Raw genomic sequence first — 15380 nt, forward strand, 5'->3', positions numbered from 1 at the left:
CGGACACCTTCCGCCGACTGGACGCGAAGTTCGGCGGCGACGAGATCCGGCCTCAGGTCGTCGCCTTTCTGCACGACCGGGCCCGGGCCGCCCGGGAGGGATGGCCGAGCCCCGACCTGTTCAGTGCGCTGGCCGAGCTGACCCAGTTCAGCGGGTGGCTCGCCCAAGACAGCAACCGGCAGGCCCTCGCGCAGCGCTACTACATCCAGGCCCTCAGCCTCGCCGAGCACGCCGACGACGCCATGCTCGCCGGCCGGGCGCTGTCCGCAATGAGCGACCAGGCCGCCCGGCTGGGCCATCCCCGGCAGAGCCTCGCCCTGGCCCGGGCGGCCCTCGGCCGCGCGGTGCGGCACTCCTCGTATGCTGTGCAGGCCATGCTGCACGACAAGCATGCCTGGGCGCTGGCACGCAACCGTGACGAGGCCGGTTGCATAGAGGCCCTGGACAAGATGGACCGGGCGATCGCGCGCAGCGACGGGGACGACGGACCGTCCTGGGCCGGCCACTACAACGCCGGCGACGTCGCCGAGTGCCATGGTCACTGCCTGTTACTGCTGGGCCACGCCCGACCGGCCGAGACGAAACTGCTCGAGGCCCGGAGCCTGCAGGGCGCGGCGCGCGCCCGAACCCGCAGCTACGCCGAGGCCAACCTCGCCCTGGCCTACCTGCGCCGACCGACTCCGGACCTGGAGGCCGCCCTGGAGGCGGGCTACCGAGCCGTCTCCGTCGCCGGGCAGCTGTCGTCCTCCCGGGTCACCGAGAAGCTGCGGGAGCTGGACCGTGAGCTCGACACGCACCCGACGGTGGCGGTCCGCGAATGGCACGAACGGGCGCGCCCACTGGTCGGCGCCACAGCCGACGTCACAGCCGCCACCTGACCGGTCACCGATAGCCGTCGCACGGGCGCCGACGACTTCAGCGCCGACGGCTCCCGGCGCCGGCAAGCCACGGCCATCGGCCCCACCCGTTACCGACGTCTCACCACCGAACGGGCTGTCCGGGAGCACCCGCCTCCCGGACAGCCCTGCCAGCCGGGCACTCTAGTGCAGTGAGTTCCGCGCAGGAGTCCGGTTCCGCCGTGCCGGACATCGACCCCATCTCCCGGCACAAGAACATCCCGGTCGCCGCCCCGGAGCCCCGGCCGCGCCCGGCCTTCCCGGTCCGCCCCCTGGTCGTGATCGTCGCGTGGGTCACAGCGGCCGGGCTCGGGGGGGTCGTCCTCGGCCGGTTGGCCCATCTCGACGATGCGGTGGGCTGGCCCTACTCCGCGATCAACGCCGGGACCGAACTGCTCTACCTCCCGGCCTACGCCACCGTGGCGGTGGCCTTCGCACTCCGCCGCAACCTGCTGATGATTATCTCCATGGCCCTGATCGCCATCCATCTGTTCTGGACCCTGCCCGAGGTTCTCCCCGGCGGCGCCGAGGAGGCCCCGCAGGGTGCCGCGCGCCTGCGGGTGATGTCGGCAAACCTGCTTTACTACAACGACCGCGCCGACCGACTGGGCACGCAGATCCGCGCCGCGAACCCGGACGTGCTCGTCCTCGTGGAGCTCTCCCCGCTCACCCTGGCGCGGGTCACCTCGTCCGGGGCGCTGGCGAGCTACCGGTACCGCGAGGTGTACCCGGAGCCGGGTGCGTTCGGCGCCGCCGTGTTCTCCCGCTTCCCGCTGCACGACGCCGCGGCCCCGGTCGTCGGCGGATCGATGTCGTTGCGGGCCACCGTGGAGGTGGATGAGCGTCGACGCTTCGTCGTGTACGCGGTGCACACGATCTCACCGACGACCAGCGCCTACACCGACCAGTGGCGGACCCAGCTCGACACGCTGCGCGCGCAGCTCGAGCACGCCACGCTGCCGGTCGTCATGGCCGGCGACTTCAATGCCACCCGGGACCACCGGCCGTTCCGCCGGCTGGTGAGCTCGGGGGTACGCGACGCGCACGACGTCGTCGGCGGCGGGTGGCAACCGACCTGGAACTCCAAAAGCCTGATCTTGCCGCCCGTGCTGCGCATCGACCACGTGCTGGCCTCACCCGCGTTTGCGGTGACGGGTTTCGAGGTCGGCGGCGACTTCGGCAGCGACCACCGGCCGGTCATCGCCGACCTGGCCATGCGGTAGTCCCCGGATGGCGCCTTCGGCGCCATCCGGGGACCCTTAACCACAGGCACCGCACGAGGTTCCGGTCAGCGGCCGATGAAGTCGGCCTTGCCGGGCCCGCTCTCGAGGAAGGACTCCATTCCGATCCGCCGGTCCTCGGTGGCGAACAGCCCGGCGAACAGCGCCGCCTCCAGGCGCAGCGCCTCGGCCAGCGCGATCTCCGCGCCGTCGTCGACCGCGTGCTTCGCCGCCGCGAGCGCCATCGCCGGGCCGTTCGTGTACCGGCCCGCGATCCGCTTCGCCTGCACGTACACCTCACCCGCGGGAACGACGGCGTCGGCCAGGCCGATCTCCGCGGCCTCGGCCGCCCGGACCTGCCGGCCGCTGAAGATGAGGTCCTTGGCGCGGGACGGGCCGATCAGGCGCGGCAGCCGCTGGGTGCCCCCCGCACCGGGGATCACTCCGAGCAGGATCTCGGGCTGGCCGACCCGGGCGTCCTCGGCCAGGACCCGCACGTCCGCGCACAGGGCAAGCTCCAACCCGCCGCCCAGGGCATAGCCCGTCACCGCGGCGACCACGGGCTTCGGGATCCGGGCCACGACCTCGAAGGTGGAGTTCAGATCGCCCACCCAGGCGGATACCTCGGCGTAACCCATCGGCGCCATCTGCCGGATGTCGGCCCCGGCGGCGAACACCTTCTCCCCGCCATAGAGCACCACCGCGCGGACGTCCGACCGCCGGGTCGCCTCGACCGCGGCGGTCCGCAGCTCCGCGGCGACCGTGGAATCCAGCGCGTTCATCGGCGGCCGGTCTAACCGGATGGTGCCGATCCCGCCGTCAACCTCGAGCCGCACCACACTCATCCGCATTCCTCCCGCTTCAGGCCCCTCGACGACCGGCGAGGCGTCCGGCACCCCGGCGTTCCCCACCCCGCCCCGGCCCGCCGAGATCGTCGACGGCGCCGGCTTTGAGGATGGTTTCGGTATCGCTGTAGGTGTCGGTCGTCACGATAGGCCGACACGAGCTGATCTTCATCAATCATCTCCCGATCGGGTTCGGGGATCACTTGGTTCCAGCCGGCGCACTAGCCCCTAACTGGAAGTAGCGGACATTACCAACTGTCGGCCACCGGTCGGTCCCCTCCCACTCCCGGAACCTACCGACCGCCGGAACCTGCCGTGCAACTCCTGAGAGTTGACGGGCCTTCGTGGTAGACCGAGGGGCAGAGTATGACCGTGCTGTTCGTCCCGAGCCGACCCAGGAGGAGCCGTGGCCGACACAGCTGTCAGCGTCCCGACCGGTCTCGAGAACGTCGCCGATCTCGAGGCGACCCTGGAGAGCCTGCTGTCAGTGGAGCGTTTCGACCCGTCGGCGGCCTTCACCCGGCGCCGGCCGATGGACGCCGACCGGGCCGCCGCCGAGGCGGACCCGAACGCGTTCTGGGCTCGCAAGGCCGAGGAGCTGCTGACCTGGCACACGCCGTTCACGCAGGTACTCGACGACTCGAACCCGCCCTTCTACACCTGGTTCGCGGACGGGACGCTGAACCTGTCGGAGAACTGCCTGGACCGGCACGTGGCGGCCGGGCGCGGCGAGCGGGTGGCCTTCCACTGGCACGGGGAGGAGGGAGAGCGGCGCACCGTCACCTATGCGGACCTGCTCGCCGACACCCAGCGGCTGGCGAACGGGCTGCGTTCGCTCGGCGTGCGCGCCGGCGACGTGGTCGGGATCTTCCTGCCGATGATTCCCGAGGTGGCCGTCGCGATGCTGGCCTGCGCCCGGATCGGCGCGGTCCACAACGTGGTCTTCGGTGGTTTCGCGCCGTCCGCGGTCCGGGAGCGGATGGAGGTCTCCGACGCCAAGGTGCTGATCACCGTGGACGGCGCGCGGCGCAAAGGGCGGACGGCGCCGGTGAAGGCCGCCGTCGACGCGGAGCTCGGTGACCTCCCGGCACTGGAGCACGTTGTGGTCGTGCCCGGGCCGGGCGGTACCGGGGCGCCGATGACCGCGGGCCGGGACGTCTGGTACCACGAACTGCTGGCCGCGGCGGCGCCCGACTGCCCGCCGGAACCGCTGTCCGCGGAGCATCCCCTGTTCATCCTCTACAGCTCCGGATCGACCGCGAAGCCGAAGGGGATTCTGCACACGACCGCGGGTTACCTGCTCGGTGCCACCTACACTCACCGGGCGGTCTTCGACATCGACCCGGGCACCGACGTCTACTGGTGTTCCGCGGACGTCGGCTGGATCACCGGGCACTCCTACATCGTCTACGGCCCGCTGTCGAACGGCGTGACCAGCGTGATGTACGAGGGGGCGCCGGACTACCCCGACTACGACATCTGGTGGCGGCTCATCGAGGAGTACAAGGTCACCGTGTTCTACACGGCGCCGACGGCGATCCGTACGTGCATCAAGTGGGGCGCGCGGTATCCCGGTCGGCACGACCTGTCCTCGCTGCGGGTACTCGGCACGGTCGGGGAACCGATCAACCCGAAGGCATGGTTGTGGTACCACGTGGTCATCGGCGGTGGTCGCTGCCCGATCGTCGATACGTGGTGGCAGACCGAGACCGGCTCCGTGCTCATCTCGCCGCTGGCCGGCGTGACGTCGACCAAGCCGGGTTCGGCGACCCTGCCGCTGCCCGGTATCAGCCCGGCGCTGCTCTCGGAGGACGGCGAGCCGGTCACCGAGGGCACCGGAATCCTGGTGATCACCAAGCCATGGCCATCCATGCTGCGCACCCTTTACAAGGACGACGAGCGGTTCGTCAAGACGTACTTCTCCCGCTTCGGCCCGTCGACCTACGTCGTCGGCGACGCCGCGCGCCTCGACGCTGACGGCTACTTCTGGATCATCGGGCGGATCGACGACGTCATCAACGTGTCCGGGCACCGGCTGTCCACCGCGGAGGTGGAGTCGGCGATCGTTGCCCATGAGGCCGTCGCCGAGGCGGCGGTGGTCGCAGAGTACGACGAGCAGACCGGCCAGGCGATCGTCGCGTTCGTGACGCTCGCCGGTGACCGCTCGGGCAACGAGGCCACCGAGGCCGAGCTGCGCGAGCACGTGGCCAGGCGGATCGGCAAGCTCGCCCGGCCGCGGCGGATCATCTGGGCCGACGACCTGCCGAAGACCCGGTCCGGTAAGATCATGCGCCGGTTGCTGCGTGACATTGCCGAAGGCCGGGAACTCGGCGACGTCACGACCTTGCGCGACCCCGCGGTGATGGCCGCGCTCGCGGCCAAGGTGGGCACCGCCCGAGACAACGAGTAAGAGCGGTTCCGGTCCCCGGTTCCGGACAATTCTGGCTGTCATCGGGTCGACATGACAGTTGTTTCCCGGCCGGGACCAGCTGGCCGCACCCGGGTGTGTCGACGTCACCGGCACTGTCTAGGCTCACGTCTTCGTGAGAGCCCTCCGACGGTTCACCGTCCGTGCGCAGCTCCCCGGGCAGCTTGCTCCACTAGGGGAACTAGTCCTGAATCTTCGCTGGTCCTGGCATCCCGAGACGCTGGACCTGTTCGAGTCTGTTGATCCGGAGCTCTGGCGGGCGACGAAGGGAGACCCGGTCCGCCTGCTCGGCGAGGTGGATCATAACCGGCTGCTCGCGCTGGCCGCCGACCGCCGGTTCGTGCGCCGGCTCACCGACGTCGCGGACGACCTCCAGGAGTACCTGACAGCCGATCTGTGGTATCAGCAGCGGAAGGCCGAAGGCGCCCCGTCGGCGATCGCCTACTTCTCCCCGGAGTTCGGTATCACCGAGGTGCTGCCGCAGTACTCCGGCGGCCTCGGCATCCTCGCCGGCGACCATCTCAAGACCGCGAGCGACCTCGGCGTGCCGATCATCGGCGTCGGCCTGCTCTACCGGGCCGGGTACTTCGTGCAGTCGCTGTCCCGGGACGGCTGGCAGCAGGAGCGGTACCCGGGCATCGACCCGCACGGGCTCCCCCTGGCCCAGCTGACCGATCCGGCGGGGATGCCGGTGAAGGTGGCCGTCGGTCTGCCCGAGGGTCGCACGCTGCACGCGCAGATCTGGAAGGCGCAGGTCGGACGGGTCCCGCTGCTGCTGCTCGACTCGGACGTCGAGGACAACCAGCCGGCCGAGCGGGGGGTGACCGACCGGCTCTACGGCGGCGGGACCGACCACCGGCTGCTCCAGGAGATGCTGCTGGGCATCGGGGGTGTCCGTGCGCTGCGCGCCTACGCCGCGGTGACCGGGACTCCGGAGCCCGAGGTGTACCACACCAACGAGGGGCACGCGGGCTTCCTCGGCCTGGAGCGGATCCGGGAGCTCGTCGAGAACGGGCTCAGCTTCGACGAGGCGCTCCAAGCCGCCCGCGCCGGCACGCTGTTCACCACCCACACCCCCGTCCCCGCCGGCATCGACCGGTTCCCTCGCAGCCTGGTCGCCCGCCATTTCGGCGGGGACAACGGCTGGCCCGGTGTGCCGGTCGAGCGGATCCTGCAGCTCGGGGTGGAGGCCGACCCCAACGTCTTCAACATGGCCCACATGGGTCTGCGGCTCGCGCAGCGTTCGAACGGCGTCAGCAAGCTGCACGGCATCGTCAGCCGGGAGATGTTCGCGGGGCTGTGGCCCGGTTTCGACACCGCCGAGGTCCCGATCGGCTCGGTGACCAACGGGGTGCACGCCCCGACCTGGGTGTCCCGGCCCATCATCGAGCTTGCTGACCGCGAGCCCGGCCCGGGCCTGCTTTCCGACGACGCGGCCGGATTCGAGAAGATCTCCGCGTTGCCCGACGAGGTCGTGTGGGCCGCCCGGCGGCAGTTGCGGGAACGCCTCGTCACCGAGGTCCGCCGCCGGCTGCGGGCCTCCTGGCTCGAGCGCGGCGCGGCACCCGGTGAGCTGGAGTGGGTGGAGTCGGTTTTCGATCCGGACATCCTCACGATCGGTTTCGCCCGGCGCGTGCCGTCCTACAAGAGGCTGACCCTCATGCTGCAGGACCGTGACCGGCTGCGCCGGCTGCTGCTGCACCCGCAGCGGCCGATCCAGATGGTCATCGCCGGCAAGGCGCACCCTGCCGACGATGGTGGCAAGCAGCTCGTCCAGCAGATCGTCCAGTTCTCCGACGACCCGGCCGTGCGGTCGCGCATCGTCTTCCTCCCCGACTACGACATCGGGATGGCGCGCTTCCTGTACTCCGGATCGGACGTCTGGCTGAACAACCCGCTGCGTCCGCTGGAGGCGTGCGGCACGTCGGGGATGAAGGCCGCGCTGAACGGCTGCCTGAACCTGTCCATCCGGGACGGCTGGTGGGACGAGATGTTCGACGGCCAGAACGGCTGGGCGATCCCGACCGCGGACGGGGTCGAGGACCCCGACCGGCGCGATGACATCGAGTCCGTCGCCTTGTACGACCTGTTGGAGAACACCGTCGCCCCCCACTTCTACGACTCGGAGCCCGGCGACGGCATCCCCCGGCGCTGGGCCGCGATGGTCAAGCACACCCTGTCGGCTCTCGGTCCCCAGGTCCTGGCCAGCCGCATGGTCCAGGAGTATGTCGAGCGCTACTACGTGCCGGCCGGTGTCTCGGCCCGGGCCGCCGCCGCCGGCGGCTTCGCCGGGGCCCGGGACCTGGCCGCCTGGAAGAGCCGGGTGCAGGCCGCGTGGCCCGGGGTCCGCGTGCTCAACGTCGACTCCGCTGGTCTCGGTGACACCCCTCAGGTGGGCCAGTCGCTGGTGGTGCGGGCCACGATCGACCTCGGTGAGCTGGCCCTCGAAGACGTCGGCGTCCTCGCCTCCTACGGCCGGATCGACCAGACCGACCGGATCCTGGATCCTTCGACGCTGTTCCTGCAGCCGGTTGGCGAAGGGGAGGGCGGTCACCGCTACGAGGGCACCATCCCGCTCGGGCGCACCGGACCCTTCGGTTACACGGTGCGGGTGCTGCCCCGGCACGCACTCACCGCGAGCATCACCGAACTGGGCCTGGTTACCAACCCCTAGGGGTCCCCGCACCGCGGCGAAGCCGCGGTGCGGGGGGGATGGGCTCGTAGGACGAGCACGCTGTGGCCCAGCACGGTCAGGGACTCGCCGCCGGCATAGCTGGTTCCCGGTACCGCGACGGTCGCCGGGAATCCGGCGAGATCGTCGTCGGCGGTATTGAGCAGCAGGTCGTGGCGGGCCGCCCAGGGGGCACCGGGCAGGGTGACGACGGTGTCGCCGCGATCCGGATGGAACACGTACACCAGGCCAGTGCCGTGGGCCGGTCGATCGTGCGTCCCCCGCCCGCCGGCAGGATCCTCAGCGACGGGGCTGCCGGCGACATGGGCCACGAGCGTCGCGACCCGCGGGGCGTTCCAGTCCGCCACCGACATCACCGCCCCGTCCGCACGGAACCAGGTGATGTCCGCGAGTCGCCCGGGTGCCGACTGGCCGCCGTGGAAGAACCGCCCCCGGCGCAGCACGGGCTCGGCGGAGCGCAGTGCCGCCAACCCGCCCACCAGCCGGCACAGCGCCGGGTCGGGGCCGGCCGGGTCGGGGTAGACGTGGTCCGGCTCCGCGACGTCCACCGATCCGGCGAGGTCGGTCGGCCAGTCGAGCCAGGACACCGCGTTGTCCTGGCAGTAAGCGTTGTTGTTGCCGCCCTGCGAGCGACCGAACTCGTCGCCGGCGAGCAGCATCGGGACGCCCGTGGACAGCAGCAGCGTCGTGATCAGTCCCCGGCGCACCCGGCAGCGGATGGTCAGGATCACCGGGTCGTCGGTCGCGCCCTCCACCCCGTAGTTCGCCGAGCGGTTGTCCGCCTCGCCGTCCCGGTTGCCCTCGCCGTTGGCCTCGTTGTGCTTCTCGTTGTAGGAGACCAGGTCGGCCAGGGGAAAGCCGTCGTGGGCGGTGACGAAGTTGATCGATGCCCAGGGGCGTCGGCCGCCGTGCTCGAACAGGTCCGACGAGCCGGACACCCGATAGCCCAGATCGGCGACGCCGCTGGTGTGCCTGTTCCACACGTCGCGCACGGTGTCGCGGAACCGCCCGTTCCACTCCGCCCAGGGGGCCGGGAACCCCCCCACCTGGTACCCGCCCCAGCCGACGTCCCACGGCTCGGCGATCAGCTTCACCGTGGCGAGGATCGGGTCGGCGTGGATGGCGGTCAGCAGGCTTGCCGCGGGGTCGAAGGCGTCGGGATTGCGGGCGAGCGCGGTGGCGAGATCGAACCGGAACCCGTCGACGCCCATCTCCGTCACCCAGTACCGCAGCGAGTCGCAGATCAGCCGCACGACGTGCGGTGAGGACGTGTTGAGGGTGTTGCCGCAGCCGGTCACGTCACGGTAGCGCCGGGGATCCATCGGCTCTACCCGGTAATAGGTCGTGTTGTCCAGGCCGCGCAGGGACAGCGTCGGGCCCCGCTCGCTGCCCTCGGCGCTGTGGTTGTAGACGACGTCGAGGATCACCTCGATGCCGGCGGCGTGCAGGGCGACGACCATCGCCTGGAATTCGCCGATCGGGTCGTCGGTGGCCGCGTACCCGGCATGAGGGGCGAAGAAGGTCAGGGTGTTGTAGGCCCAGTAGTTGATTTTTCCGCGCTCGAGCAGGGCCGGTTCGGAGACCGAGGCGTGCACCGGCAGCAGTTCGATCGCGGTGACGCCGAGCCGGCGCAGGTGTGCCAGGACGCTCGGGTGGCCGAGCCCGGCGTACGTCCCGCGTAACCGTGGCGGCAGGCCCGGGTGACGTTTCGTGAGCCCGCGTACGTGCGCCTCGTAGATGATCGTGTCCGACCAGGGGATGGTGGGCCGGTTGTCCGCCGGATGTATGCCCGGATGTACGCCGTGACCCGTCGAACCGCCACTCCCGGATCCGGGGTCCCCGATCCCGAGGTCCCCGAATCCGGAGTCCCTGGTCCCGGCGGGGCCCCGCTGCGCCCGCCCGGGCCCGGTCACGACGCAGCGGGGCACGAACGGTGCGGAGTCCCGCGGGTCCGGTTCGAAGCCGTAGGGGTCGCCGCCACCGAATCCGTAGATCGCCGGGTCCGTGCGCAGCGTCCCGGCTACCAATCGGGCGTAGGGGTCGACCAGCAGCTTCGCCGGGTTGTACCGCTGGCCCCGCTCCGGGTCGTAGGGACCGTGTGCCCGCAGGCCGTAACGCTGACCGGGGCGGACGCCGGCCAGATAGCCATGCCACGCCCCGCCGTCACGCTCCGGAAGTCGATGGCGTGTCTCGCGGCCGTCGGCATCGAACAGGCAGAAGTCGACCGCCTCGGCCCCGGGGGCGACGACAGCGATGTTCACCCCGGACCCGTCCCAGGTCACGCCCAGTGGCACCGCGCACCCCGGCGCGAGCCCGGAGGCGGTCGGCGCCGGTACGCCCGGGGATGCCGGTATGTCCGGTGAGACGGTGGTCTTCACGGTGTCGGACACCTTGGCGACGCTAACCGATCCCCTTTTCCGGAGCACGGGAAACACGGTGGCCGTGGAACAGGCCGGGGATGACGTCAAAAGAAGGAGGATGGCTGCGCCGACGACGACCCCTGCTAGGGCGCAGGGGTGGCCTGGATGGTTGCCCGCCAGTCTCCGAAGGCGAGCTTGATCGTGCCGTCGTCGAGGATCCTCGCGCGTGCCCCGAGGAAGGGGGGCATGCCGAGGCGGAGCCAGTCGTCGCGGACGGCGTCGAGCGCGTCCCACAGCCGGCGCGGCCCGCCCTGGTGGACCGTCGGAGGCTCGGTGCCGACCGCGGTTGCTCGCGCCCAGGACCCGTCCGGGTGGGCCATGAGCGCGGTGTGCCGGCCGTCGGGTTCGCGCTGGTAGTGGTGGGAGATGCCGGGGACCGCCAGGGACAGCATGGTGGACAGCTCCCAGGCGTTGGCCACGTCTAAGACCGGGTAGCGGCCCGTTCCGACCTGCTCCCCGTCTCGTTCGGCGAGCAGGCCGGAATCGGCCTCGGAATCGACCGCGGTCGGGGGTAGTCGGGGCCGGTGCGGGTGCCCATGAACCCTGCCAAGTCCGTCTCGGTCTGCCCGACGACCCCGTCCGGGGTCTTCGTCGCGGTCAGGATCATCCAGGTCCCGGTGATGGTGGTGACCAGCCGGCCGCCGGGGCGCAGCGCGGCCAGCCAGCTCGGGGGAATGTAGGGGACGGAGACCATGGAGACGATCCGGTCGTAGGTGCCGGGCAGCGGCCCGGTCGCATCCACCGTCAGGGCGGTGGGGTGCAGGCCAAGAGCGGAGAGACGCTGCTCGGCGACGTCGACCAGGTACGGGTCGACGTCCAACGTGGTGACGTACTGGTCGCCGTAGCGCCGCGCGAGCAGCGCGGCGCCGTACCCGGAACCCGTGCCGATGTCAGCGACGTCCAGGCCCTCGGCCATCCGGGCGTGCCGGTACATGGTCAGGACGAGGGATGGCATGGTAGACGACGATGTCGGCCGGCCTGCGGGATGATCGCCCTCTGTCGCGTGGTCGGCATGGAGCGGGCCGACGCGGGTCACCAACGAATCGTTGGCGTAGGCGTCCGCGAGCGACCCGCGGCGCAGAGTCCACCCGCCGCCGCGTGTCCACCAGGCAGGCACGAACTCGTGCCGCGGGGTGCCGGCGACGACCGGGTACCAGCGGGAGCCGGGATGGGTGACCACGTCGGCCAAGGCGAGGGCGTGGGTCCGCCAGTCCGCCGTCATCAGTTTGGGTCGGGCTCGGGGTGGACCGGCCCGCAGAGCGTGCTGTCATCCGGATTGCACCCGTCGACGCCAACTCCCCGGCGCGGAACGGAACCGACCGCGTCCCGCCACCACCCTGCGGTCAGGAGATCGGCCAGCGGGGTGTCCCGGACGTTGCCGCCGTCGAGGCCGCGGCTCATCACGCACGGGGTAAGCCTGCCATCGGGCAGGACCGCCGCCCGGCCATGCCCGCAGTTCCCGCACAGCTCCGCAGGTGCTGGATCCGCCCCAGCTCCGGCGCGGCCGAACTCGCGGACCCGGTCGCGGGTGATGATCGGCACGCCGAGGCCGAGCAGCTCCGAATGTGCCCGGTCGGCGGCGGCGCTGTCGCCGGTGTCGACGACGCCAACCCGCAGCGGGATGCCGCGGCGCAGCACCTCAAGGATGTTCGCGCGGGTCAGAATGTGGGAACCGACACGGCCGGTGATCCGGTCATGACCCGCCGAGTCAGCCGCGTAGTAGCTGGTGGCCACCCGCACCCCGGGGCGCATCAACGTCGGCCACAGCCGGTCGGGTACCCAGACCAAATTGCTGTAGATCTCCACCTCCAGGCCGGCGGCGAGCGCGTGGTCGACGAGGTCGGGAAGGTTCGGGTGCAGGGTCGGCTCCCCGCCGATGAACTGCACCATTCTCACGCCGAGCGTGACAGCGTCGTCGATGACCGCGTGCCAGTCGGCCACGGCTATCGACCCGTGGCCGCCGGTCGGGCCCGACTCCGCGTAGCAGTGGACGCAGGCGAGCTAACACCGGCCGGTGATCTCCAACGCGACAAAGTCGAGCGCGGGCATGGTTGTGGGCGGCATGGCATCTCCTCGGGTACGTCTAGATGTCTCGAGATCAGACCGGGGGCGCCCAGGTGGTACGGCCGGTGCCGGCACACCACGGACAGTATGAGATCAACTTCTTCGAGTAGCCGTAGACTGTCGCGTAGGTGCCGATCCGCACCGCGAACCCGGAACAGCCCTTACAAAGCTGGGAGAACCGCAACACCGGCGGGCGGGCGGGTTCCGGGACTGTCTCCACGATCAGCCTCTCCGAGGTTGTCAACCGCCCGGGCCCGGATCGCGGTAACAACCTGCTTCCATATCTCCTCGGGGATCGATATCTCCTGCGGCTGTCCGGTCTGTAGAGCAGGACGACTTCCGTTTCGACCTGCGCGACCTGGCCGGCGCCGCACGACGTCCAGCCGACGATGTCATCCCAGGGCTCAAGACTGTCGAGCCGCCCGGCCCGGACATCCCGCACCAGCAGAAACCAGATGGGGGCCGGGAGACGGACCGTGCCGCCTTCCCCGCCGTACTCGTAGCGGATCAGGATGTCGTCGGCTCGGCCGAACTCAACCCCGGGGGCGCAGACGGGACGGCGCCATGCCGCCCCGTCCGATTCGGTGCGGGCAATCATGCATCTCTCCCTGTGGCGGTGGTTGGAGCCTCCCCGCCTGCGACCGTGCTCACGGAGTGCCCCGGCGAAGGGCGTGCAGGCGGGGAGGGATCAGGTGGGGCCGCCTCGGGGAAGGGACGGCCCCGGTCTCAGGGGTCGCCGGCCCGACGGCAGGGCACCACCCGGTAGCCGGCGATCCCGGCCAGGGTGCGGGCGTATTCGTCGGCGAGCCGGGCCGTCGGCCAGCCGATCAGGGTTTCGACCGGGTTTCCCGCCCCGTCGAGCACGGAGATCGAGTAGTTCGCCGGCGCCCCGTCCTGCACTGGAATCCAGTTCGCTCCGGGCCGGCGGGCCGGCAGGGTCCGGAAGGGGGAGGGTGCCCGCGAGCGGCGGGGACCGCTCCCCCTCCCGGCATAGGTGGCCGCCCGCTGCCCGCCCGGCGATCCGCCGCTGTTGGTCGGCGATCCGGCGCGGGGATGGCCACCTTCGGCGGCAGCAGCCAACAACCCGCAGGGAGAGCCCGTCAGCGTCACGAATCCTCCCTGTCCTCCGAGTGCCGGCCGGCACATCCGCCGGTACGGATATGACACACTGCGCACCAGACCAGAGACAGACTGCAATGCACGCACGTGCATGCAATGCATCGCCGCACAGGCCCACGGTCGGTCGAAAGGACCCCCGCCGTGCACACTGGACCAGGACCGGAGCCGCGACCCGCTCTCGACCAGCTCACCGCACACATTGAGACCCTCAAGAGGCGCCGGAACGCCACCTTCTCAGGACTGGAACATCAGACCGGCGTGAGCCGCCAAGCCCTCTCGGCTGCCGCCCAAGGACGGCAGCCCGGCGGCCGGGAGTGGCGCATACCATCCGACACTGTGATCATCGCGATGGATGAGGCTCTTCGCGCGGGCGGGGGCCTGTTCACCCTGTGGGTGCAAGCCAAACGGGAGGACGAAGAAATCCGGCTCGCGCGGGTCGCGGCGAAGGCGTTTCCCGGTATGGGTGGACTTCCCCCGCTGCCGGGGCGGACAGTGGACGCAACACGGGAGGTGAGACCAACGGATAGGCGACTCTTCGGCGTCGGCGGTCTTAGCGCGACGGCGGTGCTGGCGTTCGCTGGCGACGTGGATACGCAGCTCCAATCACACCAGCCCAAGATCATGGATGTGGCGGACGCGGAAACCGCACTCGCCGACCTTGAACGGGACCGCGACGCCGCCGACCCAGCCGACCTGTTCCCGCCTGCGTACGACGCATGGACAGTGGTTGAGGGGATCCTGTCCCGGCGGGTTCATCCTGCGTACGTCCCGAAGCTGACTCTGCTGGCGGGCACGCTCGCAGCCGGCCTGTCAACAGTCGCCGCGTTCGCGGGGCATGAACAATTCGGCCGGGTGTTCGCTGGGATCGCCGAAGTTCGCGCCAACGCCGCCGGTGAACCAGCACTCCAGGCCCGCGTCGCCGGGATCCAGTCGTGGCAGGCACTCGACGCCGGGCTGGCGCTCAACGCGGCCGACATCGCCACACAAGGCCGACAGATCGCCGATCCAGCGGACCGCGCACGCCTTGCTGCCTATGAGGCGGAAGCGGCCGCGGCTGCGGGGCTGTACAGCCGCGCCGATGAGGCCCTCGCGGCGATGCGCGAGGGGATGCGCGCCGCAGCCAGCGGCCAGCCGGGGATAGTGTGGGGCGAGGCCAACGAGCACCTTTTCACCGCGCTGACCGCCACGCAGATACCCGGCCGCGCCGCGGTGGCGATCACTTACGGCGCGGCCGCCGCCGAGTCGTTTGCGCGTCCCTGTCAGGGGATGGCGCTTGCTCATCTGGCGGTCGCATCTGGGCACCTTCGTGGCGAGCGTCCAGCCCCCGACGCTGCCGCAACGTCCGTCGTCGCCGCACTCGACGTGGTGAAGCATGCGCCGAACGCGGAGGTGCACGGCCGCGCCCGCCGACTCGCCGCCGATCTGTCCGCGTGGAAGTCGGAGCCGCTGGTGCAGGAATTCGGCCGCCGGCTGGCCACCGTCTGACCTTCCCGCACCTAGCGTCCGAGCATGCCGAAGGAAGAGCCCGGCCACTGTGAGCGGCCGGGGTCAGCGGTGGTGCGGGAGGTCAGGCCGCGCCCGCGATCCGACGCTATATCAGGGCGACGGCGTTACCGGTCGTGGGTGCCCTAAAGTCATTTAGGGCGCTCCGACCTGTGGAAATAGACCGGAGGTCGATCATCGCGCTCTCATCGGG

The 15380-nt window shown here is 70.7% G+C and carries 11 protein-coding genes and 2 pseudogenes; 5 read left to right on the top strand and 8 right to left on the bottom strand.

Annotated elements, in window-relative coordinates; translation table 11 throughout:
* Positions 1-878, top strand: a pseudogene (locus AC08OT_RS04760) (transcriptional regulator); the annotation flags it as partial.
* Between the two features lie 170 nt (positions 879-1048).
* On the top strand, positions 1049-2119 hold the full coding sequence (locus tag AC08OT_RS04765; protein WP_476602564.1) for an endonuclease/exonuclease/phosphatase family protein: 1071 nt from the start codon (positions 1049-1051) through the stop codon (positions 2117-2119).
* A 65-nt stretch (positions 2120-2184) separates the two neighbouring features.
* Here AC08OT_RS04765 and AC08OT_RS04770 read toward each other — a convergent pair whose 3' ends face one another.
* Positions 2185-2961: an enoyl-CoA hydratase/isomerase family protein gene (locus tag AC08OT_RS04770; RefSeq protein WP_476591825.1), complete on the bottom strand. Its 777-nt coding sequence runs from the start codon at positions 2959-2961 to the stop codon at positions 2185-2187.
* 16 nt (positions 2962-2977) lie between these two features.
* Positions 2978-3106, bottom strand: a complete 129-nt coding sequence (locus AC08OT_RS04775; protein WP_462203748.1) for a hypothetical protein — start codon at positions 3104-3106, stop codon at positions 2978-2980.
* 261 nt (positions 3107-3367) lie between these two features.
* On the opposite strand from AC08OT_RS04775, the gene acs reads away from it, so the two are divergent.
* Together acs and glgP are read left to right on the top strand one after the other, a co-directional pair.
* Positions 3368-5371 carry an acetate--CoA ligase gene (gene acs, locus AC08OT_RS04780; RefSeq protein ID WP_476591824.1) on the top strand — a complete coding sequence of 668 codons (2004 nt, stop codon included), beginning with the start codon at positions 3368-3370 and terminating at the stop codon, positions 5369-5371.
* A 133-nt stretch (positions 5372-5504) separates the two neighbouring features.
* Positions 5505-8063: an alpha-glucan family phosphorylase gene (glgP, locus tag AC08OT_RS04785; RefSeq protein ID WP_476591823.1), complete on the top strand. Its 2559-nt coding sequence runs from the start codon at positions 5505-5507 to the stop codon at positions 8061-8063.
* On the opposite strand, the gene glgX is transcribed toward glgP, so the two are convergent.
* The 6 genes and pseudogenes from glgX to AC08OT_RS04815 all read right to left on the bottom strand — a co-directional run bounded on the left by glgX (position 8060) and on the right by AC08OT_RS04815 (position 13675).
* The gene (gene glgX / locus AC08OT_RS04790) at positions 8060-10459 is read right to left on the bottom strand and encodes a glycogen debranching protein GlgX (protein ID WP_476596764.1); all 2400 of its coding nucleotides are present in this window, start codon (positions 10457-10459) and stop codon (positions 8060-8062) included. The genes glgP and glgX overlap by 4 nt on opposite strands.
* A gap of 125 nt (positions 10460-10584) precedes the next feature.
* Positions 10585-10920 (bottom strand): hypothetical protein, encoded by a 336-nt coding sequence (locus AC08OT_RS04795; RefSeq protein WP_476591821.1) that lies wholly within the window; start codon positions 10918-10920, stop codon positions 10585-10587.
* 2 nt (positions 10921-10922) lie between these two features.
* The gene (locus AC08OT_RS04800) at positions 10923-11723 is read right to left on the bottom strand and encodes a methyltransferase domain-containing protein (protein WP_476591820.1); all 801 of its coding nucleotides are present in this window, start codon (positions 11721-11723) and stop codon (positions 10923-10925) included.
* Positions 11723-12487 (bottom strand): annotated as a pseudogene (locus AC08OT_RS04805) (radical SAM protein); the annotation flags it as partial. The gene AC08OT_RS04800 and the pseudogene AC08OT_RS04805, both read right to left, overlap by 1 nt.
* Positions 12488-12599: 112 nt before the next feature.
* Positions 12600-13163: a hypothetical protein gene (locus tag AC08OT_RS04810; protein WP_476591819.1), complete on the bottom strand. Its 564-nt coding sequence runs from the start codon at positions 13161-13163 to the stop codon at positions 12600-12602.
* A 128-nt stretch (positions 13164-13291) separates the two neighbouring features.
* Positions 13292-13675 (bottom strand): hypothetical protein, encoded by a 384-nt coding sequence (locus tag AC08OT_RS04815; protein ID WP_476591818.1) that lies wholly within the window; start codon positions 13673-13675, stop codon positions 13292-13294.
* Between the two features lie 357 nt (positions 13676-14032).
* Here AC08OT_RS04815 and AC08OT_RS04820 point away from each other — a divergent pair, with 357 nt between their 5' ends.
* Positions 14033-15169 carry a hypothetical protein gene (locus AC08OT_RS04820; RefSeq protein ID WP_476591817.1) on the top strand — a complete coding sequence of 379 codons (1137 nt, stop codon included), beginning with the start codon at positions 14033-14035 and terminating at the stop codon, positions 15167-15169.
* The last annotated feature ends 211 nt before the right edge of the window (positions 15170-15380 follow it).

Source organism: Frankia sp. CgJB1, from assembly GCF_977947065.1.

Coding starts and splice junctions, on each gene's coding strand:
- AC08OT_RS04820 (WP_476591817.1), top strand. CDS start 14,033: ATGGATGAGGCTCTTCGCGCGGGCGGGGGCCTGTTCACCCTGTGGGTG.
- AC08OT_RS04800 (WP_476591820.1), bottom strand. CDS start 11,723: ATGACGGCGGACTGGCGGACCCACGCCCTCGCCTTGGCCGACGTGGTC.
- AC08OT_RS04770 (WP_476591825.1), bottom strand. CDS start 2,961: ATGAGTGTGGTGCGGCTCGAGGTTGACGGCGGGATCGGCACCATCCGG.
- AC08OT_RS04810 (WP_476591819.1), bottom strand. CDS start 13,163: ATGATTGCCCGCACCGAATCGGACGGGGCGGCATGGCGCCGTCCCGTC.